We start from the raw sequence: 13,090 nt of genomic DNA, 5'->3' as shown, positions 1-13,090 counted from the left end.
GGCGGCTTTTTTATTTCTATCCCCACCTAGCCTTCCAGGGTGGTGAGGTCGCCGGGGTCCTGCCCGAGCGCCTGGGCGCGCAGGACGCGGCGCATGATCTTCCCGCTGCGGGTCTTGGGCAGGGCCGTGACGACGCGGATCTCGCCGGGCGTGGCGATGGGGCCGAGTTCGCGCCGGACGTGTTCGCTGATGCTGGCGCGCAGGCCCCGCCCGACCTGATCCTCGAAGCCGCGGCGCAGGATCACGTGCGCGACGATACTCTCGCCTTTCAGGTCGTCAGGCACGCCGATCACGGCGGCCTCCGCGACGGCGGGGTGGGCGACCAGGGCGTCCTCGACATCCGCGCTGCCGATGCGGTGCCCGGCGACGTTCAGCACGTCGTCCGCGCGGCCCAGGATGCTGATGTACCCGTGCTCGTCCCGCACGGCGAGGTCCCCGGACAGGTACCCGGCGGGGTTCTCGGTCCAGACCTGCGCGTACTTGTCGGGGTTACCGTGAATGCCGCGCATCATGCCGGGCGTGGGTCGGCGCAGCACGAGGTGTCCCTGAACGCCGTCGGGGAGGCTGTGGCCCTGCTCGTCGACCACGTCGGCGTCCACGCCCGCCAGGGGGCGGCCCACGAAGCCGGGCCGGGCGGGCCAGCGTGGGTGGGTGCCCAGGATCGGCGCACCCAGTTCCGTCTGCCACCAGTGGTCGATGACGACGGCGTGCGCGCCCTCCTCCAGGCCTCCGGCGAGGTGCTCCTGCGCCCAGCGCCACGCCTCCGGGTTCAGGGCCTCGCCCGCGCAGGCGATCACGCGCAGGCTGCTCAGGTCGTGCCCCTTCAGGACGTCGGGGCCGAGTTTCATGAACAGGCGCAGCGCGGTGGGCGCGGTGAACAGCACGTTCACGCCGTAGCGCTCGACCGTGCGCCAGAACACGCCGGGGTCCGGGAAGTCCGGGGCGCCCTCGCGGAAGAGGACGGTCGCCCCGGCGGCCAGCGGCGCGTACACGATGTAGCTGTGCCCGACGATCCAGCCGATGTCGCTGGTGCAGAAGAACACGTCCCCGGCCCGCACGTCGAACAGTTGCCCGAGGTGGTAGGTGCTGGCGACCATGTACCCGCCGTGCGTGTGGATGACGCCCTTGGGTTTCCCGGTGCTGCCGGATGTGTACAGCACGTACAGGGGATGTTCGGCGTTCACGGGGACGGCCCCGGCGCGCCCGTGCGTGAAGAGGCTCTCCCAGGGGACGGTGCGGGCGTCGTGTTCGCGCTGGTAGGTCTTGATGCGTTCCCACAGCACGAGGTGCTCCACGCCGCCCAGATCCGCGATGGCCTCCGAGGCGATGGCGTACAGGTCCACGAGTTTCCCGCGCCGGTACCCGACGTCGGCCGTGATGACGACGCGCGCCCCAGCGTCCGTGATGCGGTCGCGTAGCGCGCCCACGCCCAGGCCCGCGTACACGACCGAATGCACCGCGCCGAGCCGCGCGCAGGCCAGCATGGCGATCACGCCCTCTGGGGTCAGGGGCATGTAGATCACCACGCGGTCGCCTGCGGTCACGCCCAGCGCGCGCAGCCCGGCGGCGGTCCGCTCGACCCGTTCGTGCAGCATGCCGTACGTGATGACCTGCGCCTCCTCGGTTTCCGACAGCCAGATCAGCGCCGCGCGCGTGCGGGCCTCGCCGCGTGCGTGGCGGTCTAGGGCGCTGAGGGTGACGTTCGTCTCGCCGTCCGCGAACCACTGCATGTGCGGGCGGTCCCAGGTCAGGCCGGTCGTGGGCACTTTCGTCCACTCGAAGCTGCGGGCCTGGTCCAGCCAGAAGGCGTCCGGGTCGCGCCGGGCGGCCTCGATGTCAGCGTCGGGGTTGCCCTGAAGGCGGCGCAGCACGGACTGGGGTACGAACCAGCGGTCGGGGCGTGGGGCATCCGTCATGGGTGGGTCCTCCGGCAGGTGGGAAGGGGCGTGGGTTGTGCGTGATCCTCAGTGTACGTGGAGGGGGTGGGATCCGGGTTGCCGCGTGCCGGGGCTGAGCGAAATTCCTGCTGCTGGAGGACAGATTGGCCTGGAGGTCTCGCCCTTTCGGGCAGTCTGATTACCCATGGGTCATTATGCTTTTAACAGAATTTATGCTATACTTTTCTTGTGAAGAACGTACCCCTGACCCTCGATTTCGGCACCGTCCGGCTGCCCGTCAGCGCGGACGGACTCCTCCACGCAGCGGCGGCCCTGACGCAGCTGGGCGTCCCCGCCGACGCGCACGGCACGACCCTCGCCGCCCACGACTTCAGCCCCGACAGCGCCGACTTCGGCGCCGGCCCGGAAGACGCCCTGAGCGTCCCCGCGTTCACCACCCTGTGCTTCGCGCTGGACACCACCCAGGCCCGCCGCTGGCGTAAGCGGGCGCAGGAACTCCTGACCCGCGCCCTGCAGGGCGACGTGCGCCTCGCCGCCAGTATCGCCGAACGCAACCCCGACCCCGAAGCGCGCCGCTGGCTGGCCGCCCGCCTGGACAGCACCCACGCCCGCCGGGAACTCATGAGCACCGTCGCGCGGCACGGCGGCGCCGGGAACGTGTTCGGCCAGCTGGGTAGCATCAGCAACCGCAGCGTTCTGGGCACCGACAGCGCCACCATCCGCCGCGAACGCGGCGTGAAGCACACCCGCGACGGCCTGAGCAGCACCGAACTGCTGCGCCTGGCGTACCTCGACGCCGCCACCGCCCGCGCCATCCAGGAACGCGGCGCGCACGGCAACGCCGCCATCCTCCGCGTGCACGAGCACCTCGCGCGGCACGAACGGCAGGGCTGGCACGGCGCACAGCCTCCCCAGGCCGGGTAAACCAGGAGCGTGGGCGGCGGGTGGACGCGTAAGCCCCCCGCCGCCCTCATGCAGTCCCGCTAGAATCCGGCACGTGCCGTCACTCCTGATCCGCCTCGTTCTGGCCGAGGTCACGCGCTGGTACGCGGCGGGCGTCGCGCTGTTCCTCGCGCTGCAACTCACGGACGCCCTGAGCAGCACCGTCGCCAACCTCATCACGTACAAACCCGCCCTGAGCACCGCCGCCGGAGCCTTCCTGAGCCTCGCGCCCAGCTTCCTGAACCGCAGCCTCGTGCTCGCCGTGCCGTTCGCGATCCTGCTGGCGCTGGCACGCATGCAGAGCGACAACGAACTCAAGGCCATCAGCGCCGGGGGTGTGCCCCCCCTGCGGCTCGTGTGGCCCATCGCGCTGCCGTTCCTGCTCGTCGCGGCCATCACGTACGCGAACGCCAACCAGTTCGCGCCGCAGGGCATGGCCCGCTGGTGGAACACCTGGTACGGCGTGTACAACATGACCCCCCCACCCCCCGAACAGCTGCGCTACACCTACGCCCCGCCCGGCGCGCTGTACTACGCCGGGAAGGTCATCACGCCGCCCGGCAGCGACGAGGCGCAGCTGCAGGGCGTCATGGTGCAGCGCGGGCAGACCATCCTGACCGCCAGCACCGGCACCTGGAACACCCGCACGCGCACCTGGACGCTGCTGGCCCCCTGGGAGACCCGCCCCGGCCAGCCCCCCCGCGCCCTGACCGGACCGGTCACCGTGCCGCAGACCGACCGCCTGCGCCCCGCCATCATCGAGGTGGAACAGACCACCACCTCGGTCCTGCGGGCCCGGGCTGCCGACCCCGGCCTGCCCGGCACCGACCGCCGCGAGGCCGCGTTTACCGTCGCGCAGCGTACCGCCGACCCCGTCACGCCCATCATCTTCGCGCTGGCCGCCGGGGCGCTGGGCCTGCTGCTGCGCAACCGCGCCGCGGCGTTCGGCGCGGTGCTGGTGTTCCTGGTGGGGTTCTACGCCCTGTGGACGACCATGCCCGGCCTGGCGCGCGCCGGGGCAGTGCAGCCCGACCTGGCCGCCTGGACGCCGAACATCGCGTTCCTGATCCTCGCCGCCGCGCTCGCCTGGAGGCTCCGGTGACCCGCCCCGCCACCCCGCGCGCCCCACGCGCCGCGCCGCGCCTGAAGACCTTCGAACGCTACGTCCTCTCGGAGATCGCGCCGCTGCTGTTCGGCGCGCTGGCCGCCGTGATCGCCCTGCTGGTCGTCGCCAGCCTGGAACGCTACCTCGCGCCGCTGCTCGCCAAGGGCGCGCCGCCCCTCCTGGTCGCGCGGCTGCTCGCCCTGAACGTCCCCGAGGCCGCCGCCCGCGCCCTGCCCATCGCCCTGATGTTCGCCGTGCTGCTAGGGCTCTCGCGCCTGGCCGCCGACAGTGAGATCAAGAGCGCCCTGGCCGCCGGCATTCCCGCCACGCGCCTCTACCGCCCCGTGCTGATTCTCGGCGGGGTCGTCACCGCGCTCGCCTTCGCGCTCGGCGAGGGCCTCGTGCCCCGCGCACAGACGCAGATCCGGGAAGTGCAGCAGCAGATCGTCCTCGCCAACCCCCGCGTCCTGGGTCTCGGCGAGCAGAACGTCGTCCTGCGCGACGCGCTGGGCCGCGCCATCAGCATCGGGCAGATCCTCCCCGGCGGGGAACTGCGCGACCTGCGCATCGTCACCATGCAAGACGGCCTGCCCCCCCGCGAGGTCATCACCGCCCGCGAAGGCCGCCTCATCCCCGGCAGCACCACCCTCACCCTGAAAGGCGGGCAGCGCGTCACGTACCAGGACGCCCGGCCCGTCACCATCCTCAGCTTCGAGACCGGCACCCTGCCCCTTCAGGACACCGGCACCGACCTCGGCAGCGCCGCGCAGGCCCGGCCCGTTAACGACCCCCTGCCCGTCCTGTGGAACCGCCTGAGCACCTACCGCACCCAGGGCATCCAGGCGCCCGCCGAGTTCACCGCGCTGCACCAGAAATTCGCCGCGCCCCTCGCTGCCCTGGCCCTGGCGTTCTTCGGCGTCAGCCTCGCCGTGTTCAGCTTCCGCTCGGGCCGCAACGTCGGCTTCGTCTGGGCCCTCATGCTGACCTTTGCGTACTACGCCACGTACAGCGTCTTCAACGTCATGGGCGAGAAGGGCGCCCTGCCCGGTGCCGTCGCCGCGTACGCCCCCGATCTCGTCGCCGTCCTCGCAGGCAGCCTGCTGCTCTGGCTCAGCGCCCGCCGGTAACCGGACAGGGGAGAGGGGCGCGTGAATGTCGATCACGCGCCCCTCTCTGTCCATCACCCATCAACCATCAACTGTCCGCCCCTGAGACCTGCGTGGCCTGGATGGCGGTCAGGGCGATGGTGTACACGATGTCGTCCACGAGGGCGCCGCGGGAGAGGTCGTTGACGGGTTTGCGCAGGCCCTGGAGCATGGGGCCGACGGCGACGACCCCGGCGGCTCGCTGCACGGCCTTGTAGGTGGTGTTGCCGGTGTTCAGGTCGGGGAAGATGAAGACGGTGGCGCGGCCTGCGACGGGACTGCCGGGGGCTTTCTGCTGCCCGACCGACAGGACACTGGCGGCGTCGTACTGCATGGGGCCGTCCACGAGGAGGTCCGGGCGGCGTTCGCGGACCAGGGCGGTGGCGGCCTTGACCTTCTCGACATCCTCGCCGCTGCCGGACTCCCCGGTGGAGTAGGACAGCATGGCGACCCGTGGGGTGATGCCGAACGCGCGGGCGCTGTCGGCGCTCTGGATGGCGATGTCGGCGAGTTCCTCGGCGTTCGGGTTGGGGTTGATGGCGGCGTCGCCGTACACGAGGACCTGCTCGGGCATCAGCATGAAGAACACGGAACTGACGAGTTTCGAGCCGGGCGCGGTCTTGATGAGCTGCAGCGCGGGCCGCACGGTGTTCGCGGTCGTGTGGATCGCGCCCGACACGAGGCCGTCCACCTCACCCAGCGCGAGCATCATGGTGCCCAGCACGACCGTGTCCTCCAGCTGCGCCTCGGCCTGCGGGGCGGTCAGGCCCTTGCTCTTGCGCAGCTCGACCATCGGGGCGACGTACAGCGCGCGGATGGTGTCCGGGTCCAGAATCTCCAGCCCCTCGGGCAGCGTGAGGCCCTGCCCCTCGGCCACCTGCCGCACCCGCTCGGGCCTGGCGAGCAGCACGGGGCGCGCGATGCCCTTCTCGACGCAGCGGATCGCGGCCTTCACGGTGCGCGGCTCGTCCCCCTCGGGCAGCACGATGCGTTTGGCGGCCGCGCGGGCCTTCTGGATGAGTTCGTAGCGGAACGCGCTGGGCGGCAGGCGGCGCTCGCCGTCCAGCGGGGCGCGCAGGCGCGTGCCGAGCGGCACGGTGTCCAGCCGGTCGGCGATGAAGTCCAGCATGCGGTCCATGCGCTGCGGGTCGTCGTGTGGCACGCGGGCGTCCAGCCGCGAGAGGCGCGAGGCCGTCTCGAAGGAATTCGTGTTCACCCGCAGGACGGGCAGGGTGCTGCCCAGCGCGGCGCGGCACAGCCGCTCGATGCTGTCCTCGGGGCCGCTACCGGACGTGAACATCAGCCCCGCCAGCGGCACGCCGCTGAGGTGCGACAGCGCGGCGGCCATGATGACGTCCTCGCGGTCGCCGGGCGTGACGACCAGCGCGCCCGGCACGAACAGGTGCGCCATGCGCGGCACCGTGCGGGCCGTGACGACGGTGCTCGTCACGCGGCGCACGCTGGCCTCACCCTCGTTCACCACGTCGGCGCGCAGGTGCCGCGCGATGTCCAGCGTGCGCGGCGCGTTCAGGCCCACCGACTGTGACACCACGCCCAGCAGCGGCAGTTCCCCGCTGGCCAGCACGCGGCTGCGCGAGCGCAGCTCCGCCATCAGCGTGCCGTAATCCAGGCCCGGCGGGGCAAAGTTCAGCACGTACCCGCTGAGGCCCGAGCCGTCGCTGCGCCGGTACGCCTGCGCGGCAATCTCCAGCTCATCGGCCAGTTCGCCCGGCGTGACCCCAGCCAGACTGGACACGAGCACCGTGTCCGCCTGGAGGTTCCGCGCGAGGCTGGCGTTCAGCGCCCCGGCGTACGTGTTGCGTTCGTTCAGCGCCAGCCCCTCGGCGATCAGGACGTCCGCGCCCCCCTGCGTGACCTCCTGCGCGAGCGCCACGACGCTCTCCATCAGGTCCTCCTCGCCTCCGTGGCTGAGCTGCTCCTCGGCCAGCGCCAGCGCGATCGGGTCGGGCACGCTCAGGTGCGCCAGCGCCCGCGCGAAATGCACGCTGTCGTCGGTACTCAGCTCGTGCGTCTGCGCGATGGGTTTCAGGAACGCGACCTTCAGGCCCTGCCGTTCCAGCGCCCGGGTGAGGCCCAGCGCGGTGCTGCTCAGGCCCACGCCGTTGCGGGTCGGGGCGACGAAGAGCGTTTTCATGCCTGAACTCCCTTCTGCTCGGCCAGCAACGTCTGGGTCTGCTGCGCGATCATCAGTTCCTCGTTCGTGTTCACGACCAGCGCCGCCAGGGCGCCCGGCGCGCTGATCACGCCCGACTGTCCACGCACCGCCGCCGCGTTCGCCGCCTCGTCCACCCGCGCGCCCAGCACCGCCAGCCGCGCGAGCACCGCGCCGCGCACCCAGGCGCTGTTCTCCCCGATGCCGCCCGTGAACACCAGCCCGTCCACCCGGCCCATCGCCGCCGCCATCCCCGCCATCTGCTTGGCGAGGCGGTGCACGAACACGTCCAGCGCCAGCCGCGCCCCCGCATGCCCACGCCCCGCGGCTTCCTCCAGCTCGCGCATGTCGTTGCTCAACCCCGACAGGCCCAGCAGGCCACTCTCGCGGTTCAGTGCCGCCGTGATCTCCGACAGGCTCAGGCCCGCCTGCCGCGCGATGTAATCATGCAGCCCCGGGTCCACGTCGCCGCTGCGGGTGCCCATGACCAGCCCCTCCAGCGGCGTCAGGCCCATGCTGGTGTCCACGCTGCGGCCACCCTGCACCGCGCACACGCTGCACCCGTTCCCCAGGTGCGCCGTCACCAGATTCAACTCCGAGAGCGGCCGCCCCAGCAGATCAGCCGCGCGGACCGCCACGAACGCGTGACTCGTCCCATGAAACCCATATCGGCGCACCCCGTGCTGCCGGTACCAGTCGCCCGGCACCGCGTACCGGAACGCGACCTCCGGCATGCTCTGATGAAACGCCGTGTCGAACACCGCCACGTGCGCCGCGTCCGGGAACGCCGCCTGCGCCGCCTCGATCCCCGCGATGTTCGCCGGGTTGTGCAGCGGCGCCAGCGGCACGCACGCCCGGATCTCCGCCAGCACCTCCGGCGTGATCAGCGCCGGAGCACTGAAGCGCTCCCCGCCGTGTACCACCCGGTGCCCCACCGCGCCCACCTGTGCGCGCACGCCCAGTTCATCCAGCGCACCCGCGATCACCGCGAACGCCTCCGCGTAACTGCCGCCCGCCAGATCCACCACGCGCCGCGCGCCGTCCACCTCCACGCGCGCCGACGCGCCCGCCGACCCCAACCGCTCCGCCAGCCCCGACAGCCGCACCTGCCCACCCTGCACGTCCAGCAGCGCGAACTTCACGCTGCTCGACCCGCAATTCAGCACCAGAGTCCACATGCCCACATTCTGACAGTGGGCACGGGGACGCGCGGCCCCCGATTCCTTAGCCTTCGCCCCGCAGGTGCGACACGATCCCCTCCAGATCCGACGGCGTCAGGTTCTCCATCAACCACGCTGCATCCACCAGCTCACCCTCCGCCCGCGCGTTCAGCACTTCCACCAGCACGCCCAGCACCCCGGTCATCACCGCGTCCTCGGCCACGCCCTCCCCAGCCCCCGCCAGCCGCTGCTCCTCGGCCAGCGACAACGGCAACGACGAAAACGACAGCTCATTAATCGAAAACGCAGGACGACGAATAGCCTGACGGCCAAATTTGATGGTCTGAGTCATACGAACTCCTCTGGAATGAATGTCAGGCGTCGCGGAGAAATTCCACGCCACCTGTCCGGTCGCCCTCGAACTGTTTCGCCTGAAGAATGGACTCCTCCTCAGACTGAAGCTGCTGCCTGCCCGTCAGCAGGCCCGGATTCATCTTGATCCGCTCTGTACTGTCCAGCAGCACCTGATACAGCGCCGCCAGGGTCGCCGTGAAGATGGGCCGCGCCTCCGTGCCGGCCGTCAGCGTCCCTGAAATCGCCAGTTCGGAAATGCCGTTCCTGAAGCAGTACGAAGCCGTGTGGAGCGGAGCTTTCCGGTACGCTGCCGCGAAGTAATGAGGGGTGAGCGCACGCTGATTCCCATGAAGCAGCTTTTCAAAATCTGAAAATGCGTACCTGATGGTGAACTCATGTGACAACTCGGTGCGGCCAGCCAAAGCGCATGCTCCTGCCGTTTCATATGAAATATATCCACGTGTCACCTCGATAGTCCGGCTTTTTCTTATATTTTCCATGTAATAAAAGAGCGCATCTGATGCCGTGCTAAAAAATCTGCCGTTACATCCAAATTTGAGTTCTTCGACAGGGTATATTCTTGAATCGCGCCCATGAAAGAAGTGGTCGTATGTGGAGAGCATGTTGCGGACCTGCATCTCCGGGTTGCCCTGATGTCTCATGAGTTGACTGTAGCGGGCTACATTCCCTGTCTGCTCAAGATCAAGAATAAGCGTCAGATTCTTGAATTGTAGATCTGCATGATCTGCATAGGCAGAGTTCATGGTTCCCATGGTAGGCTTATCAAAAGGAGCGCGCGCCGTTAGCCACCCGTCGTCCTGATTGCGGTAGATGCAGACCGTGTGACCATCAAGCTGAACATGAATCTCTGAGTCGGTGCGGTGAGTCACCGTTTCGTGCTGCTCGCAGTAGCGGACAGCGCAGTCGAAAGCGGAACCCGTGTAGGGGGGAGCGGCGACAAATTTTTTTCTGTTCCAGAACATAATCAGGGGGTGGCGACCTGTGGCGCGTCTTCGAGTTGTACGGGATCGTTCATGCCACCGGCTCCGACCCCCGCGTTGACCGCTTTGGCACCATCGGTTGCGCCTGCGCCCAGGGCTTTTTCACTCAGGTAGTCGGGGTTGAAGCCCAGCGAGTTCAGGACGGCGTCGGTCATCACCTTCTGGCCGTTGACAGGTTGCTGTTCCCCATCAGGTTTGAGGGCTTCGGTCTTCACGACCAGCGCCGCGCCTTTGGCAGCCTCATTGCTCACGGAACTGAGTAGGTGCCCCGTGCCGACGCCCTGGCTGATGGCCTTGCTCCACCCGGCGTCCTTTTCCAGGATGGTACGGTAGGTGGCTCGGGGGCCGGCCATCAACAGATTGCCCGTGCCTCGCAGGCCTCTGCGTGTCAGGGACTCGCCGCGCTGGCGGGGCGCACCGAACGCAGCCCGGGTGAGGTCTTTCCTGGAGGCGCGCAGGGCCGCCTTGCGGGCTTCCCTGGCGATAGGGCGGGCGACCAGCCGGTGGTTGGTCTTCACGAGGCCCTGCGCGACCAGTTCCCTCAGTTTGTCCTGCTGGAATCGCGTGGGGAGTTTCAGTTGCGAGGCCAGCGTCAGCACCTCACGGTGGTCCATGGCGGCCACCCGATCGCGTGCCACAGTGAACTGCCGGGTTCTCAGTGCTTTCCGGCCACCCAGCAGCGATCTGATGTCCCTGGTCGCACGACCGGCCACACCTGCACTGCCGTAGAGGCTCTGCTGCATGTCCGTCCAGGTTTCCCTGGCCAGCTTGGCGTTGTACTGCTTCATGTCCTTCCAGACCAGCTGAGTTCTTTGCCGGATCGATAGTGCGGACGCGGAAGAGCGCGTGGTGATGACGTTGCCCGTGCGAGAGGTCGCACCAGCAAGAGCACGTCCGCCCAGCAGGCGTCGCGCACCCTGGGCGAGCCCCTGTCCTGCGGGGCGCAGGGCGTACCGGCCCAGGTTTCCGGCGGCCCCTTTGACGATGCCGCCAACGAGCGCGCCGCCGGGCCCCATGACGAGGCCCAGTGCGCCGTCGAGGGCCATCGTTTTGGGATCGAGAACGCCGCGCATCAGCGGCAACTTGGCCTTGTATCTGTCATCGGTGCGCAGAACGGCGTTCTGCGTCAGGCGTCCCAGGGCACCTCCGGCGACGCTGCCCGCAGCCATGATCAGAAGCGGCGCGGCGAGACCGCCGGTCAGTCCCGTCAGGAGGGCTGCGCCTGCCGTGACCCCCACCGTGACGGCCAGGCGGGCCAGGGTGGCCTTGCCTTCGGTGGAGGAAGCCCACTTCCACGCTTCGGAGGCCTTGCCCTTGGCGGCATTCCAGAGGCCTCTGGCACCACCCTGTTTGATGGCCTGGAAGGCGGTCAGGGCTGCGCCTCCACCGAGGAGGAGGGCGGTGGCGGGGCGGCTTTTCAGGAATCTGCCCATGCCTCCCTTGGTGGTGCGCAGGGCGCGGGTGGCGGTGGCACCGATGCGGCGCCGGATACTCTGGGCTCTGGCCTTGGCTGCTGTCTTCACGTCGGCGATTCGGGTTTTTGCGACGGTGGCTGCGGTGCTCAGCCGTGTCTGGACGCGCTGTCTGAGGGCCTGAGCGCGCAGCCGGGTGCGCTGCGCCTGGGTTTTGATGCCGTCGACAATGCCTGTCGCCACTTTCTTGAGGGTCTGCCCGGCGGCTCTGGCTTTGTCGCGCACATGCAGCGCGGTGACCGAAGCTGCCTGCCGCAGGGCGCCGGTCACCGCGCGCGCCCGGTGTTGAAGACGATGTTTCGTGTTGGCTACTGCGGTGGCGGCACGGAAGGCCAGCTGGTGGGCGCGTGTGCGCAACTGGGTGGCCTGCCTCCTGACCTGCTGCGCTGCTGCGCGGGCCTTCGTCTTGACGTTCTGAAATGCCTGCCGCCCGTACTCACGCGCGGTCTGTCCTGCCTTCGTGATCCTCGCGCCGACCTGTGCCCGGAGTTTCTGTGCAGTTCTGAGCGTCTGACTGATGGATTGACGTGCAGCCCTGAGTGCCGGTGCGGCAGCCTTCCTCACGCGGGCGACCGTCTTCTGGACGCGCTTCTGAGCGGCCTTCTGGACGTTCCTGACGGCGCTCTTGAGGTTGTTGGCGGCACTGCCTGCCAGCTTGTTCAGGTCGCCCAGGCCCCAGCGCTGCACGGTGGGGGCGGTCGGTGCGGTGGGGGTGAGGAGGGCCGCGCGGGGTCTGGGGGGATGCTTGGTGCCGAACTGCGGGCCGCTCTGCGCGAGTCTGGCGCCCATGGTCCGGGCTTCGGCTTCCAGTCCGGCGTCCGGGTCGATGCCCCGCCCGACGCGGCCCTGGCTCTGCTGCACCGTGTGCGTCACCTCGTGCGCCAGCAACTCCAGCCCGCCCCGCGTGTTCGGGTCGAACCGCCCCGACTGGAAGAAGATGTCCGTCCCTGTCGTGAACGCCAGCGCATTCACGCCCTTGGCCAACTTGTCCGCTTCCGCATCGTCGTGAATCCGTACGCGGCTCAGGTCATGGTTCAATCCCTGCTCCAGATGCCGCCGGATCGCCTCCGGCAGCGGGTTCCCCGCGCCCCGCCGGGCCTGAATGCGTTGCAGGACAGGCTGGGTCGCCTCGGCATCCAGCCCGGCCAGCTGGCGTTGCAAGGCTGCATGGGTGTCGAAGTTCAGCGCCGCCTGCTCCCGCGCCATCTGGCGTTGCCGCGCCTCATCCGTCGCCCGTTGGAGGGGCACTCGCTCGGCCGGGGGGACCAGGCCCAGGACCACGCGGGAGACCGGGGCGCTCAGGGCGTGGCGCTGCAGCGTGGCGAGGTGCTCGCCGTACGTGGCGTAGCGGGCGGCGGGGTCACCGCGGTCCGCGCGGAAGCCCTGCCCCAGCGACTGGGCGACCTGGCGTTGCAGGGTCTGGAACTCGCCGAAGGCGCGGGTATCCAGACGCTGACCGTCCACACCTTCGGCGCGGTGGCGCATCACGGTGACCCAGTCGGACGGCGTGACGGGCTTCGCGGGGACGGGTAGATCGGCGCGCCGCTGGACGGGGGCGACGTCACCCAAGGCGGCGACCTGCTGCTGGACGGCCGCACGCGCGCCGGACAGGCGGGCCTCCTCCTGCCGCTGGAGCGTGGCGGCGCGCAGGACAGGCTGGGCAGCCTGACCCTGCGCGCGGGTGGGCGTGCTCAGGAACCGCTGCAAGGGCGCGGCGAGCGGCAACGGGTGGAGCTGTTCGGGTTCCCCGGCGTGCCGGGTGCTGGATCTCGGGATGTTCCTGGCGCGCGTGGCGCCCTGACGCTCAAACATGACCTGTCCTCCGCAATGAGGTTGACAA

Annotated in this window: 9 protein-coding genes; 3 read left to right on the top strand and 6 right to left on the bottom strand. The window is 69.5% G+C overall.

Annotated features, from left to right (window positions below; translation table 11 throughout):
• Window positions 1-26 precede the first annotated feature (26 nt).
• Window positions 27-1,916, bottom strand: a complete 1,890-nt coding sequence (locus SY84_RS08230; RefSeq protein WP_052751085.1) for an acetate--CoA ligase — start codon at window positions 1,914-1,916, stop codon at window positions 27-29.
• Window positions 1,917-2,126: 210 nt separating this feature from the next.
• On the opposite strand from SY84_RS08230, the gene ddrC reads away from it, so the two are divergent.
• The 3 genes from ddrC (at window position 2,127) to SY84_RS08215 (ending at window position 5,072) form a co-directional block, all read left to right on the top strand.
• A complete protein-coding gene (gene ddrC, locus SY84_RS08225; RefSeq protein ID WP_046843616.1) occupies window positions 2,127-2,822 on the top strand; it encodes a DNA damage response protein DdrC in 696 nt (231 codons plus the stop codon).
• A gap of 73 nt (window positions 2,823-2,895) precedes the next feature.
• Window positions 2,896-3,942 (top strand): LptF/LptG family permease, encoded by a 1,047-nt coding sequence (locus tag SY84_RS08220; protein ID WP_046843615.1) that lies wholly within the window; start codon window positions 2,896-2,898, stop codon window positions 3,940-3,942.
• A 41-nt stretch (window positions 3,943-3,983) separates the two neighbouring features.
• Window positions 3,984-5,072, top strand: a complete 1,089-nt coding sequence (locus tag SY84_RS08215) for an LptF/LptG family permease (RefSeq protein WP_046845050.1) — start codon at window positions 3,984-3,986, stop codon at window positions 5,070-5,072.
• A 67-nt stretch (window positions 5,073-5,139) separates the two neighbouring features.
• Here the strand turns inward: SY84_RS08215 and pta are convergent, their stop codons facing one another.
• From pta to SY84_RS16795, 5 genes are read right to left on the bottom strand one after another with little or no spacing between them, the layout of a single operon-like run.
• Window positions 5,140-7,245: a phosphate acetyltransferase gene (gene pta / locus SY84_RS08210; protein ID WP_046843614.1), complete on the bottom strand. Its 2,106-nt coding sequence runs from the start codon at window positions 7,243-7,245 to the stop codon at window positions 5,140-5,142.
• Window positions 7,242-8,441 (bottom strand): acetate kinase, encoded by a 1,200-nt coding sequence (locus tag SY84_RS08205; protein ID WP_046843613.1) that lies wholly within the window; start codon window positions 8,439-8,441, stop codon window positions 7,242-7,244. The genes pta and SY84_RS08205 overlap by 4 nt, the downstream gene beginning before the upstream one ends.
• Window positions 8,442-8,487: 46 nt before the next feature.
• Window positions 8,488-8,775 carry a hypothetical protein gene (locus SY84_RS08200; RefSeq protein ID WP_157882933.1) on the bottom strand — a complete coding sequence of 96 codons (288 nt, stop codon included), beginning with the start codon at window positions 8,773-8,775 and terminating at the stop codon, window positions 8,488-8,490.
• Window positions 8,776-8,797: 22 nt separating this feature from the next.
• Window positions 8,798-9,760, bottom strand: a complete 963-nt coding sequence (locus SY84_RS16510) for a hypothetical protein (RefSeq protein WP_157882932.1) — start codon at window positions 9,758-9,760, stop codon at window positions 8,798-8,800.
• A 2-nt stretch (window positions 9,761-9,762) separates the two neighbouring features.
• A complete protein-coding gene (locus tag SY84_RS16795; RefSeq protein ID WP_052751084.1) occupies window positions 9,763-13,062 on the bottom strand; it encodes an eCIS core domain-containing protein in 3,300 nt (1,099 codons plus the stop codon).
• Window positions 13,063-13,090: the final 28 nt, after the last annotated feature.

Origin of the sequence: Deinococcus soli (ex Cha et al. 2016), assembly GCF_001007995.1 — a bacterium.
Classification (GTDB): domain Bacteria; phylum Deinococcota; class Deinococci; order Deinococcales; family Deinococcaceae; genus Deinococcus; species Deinococcus soli.
The sequence above is the reverse complement of the archived record's forward strand: the minus strand, read 5'-3'. Positions and strand labels throughout refer to the sequence as shown.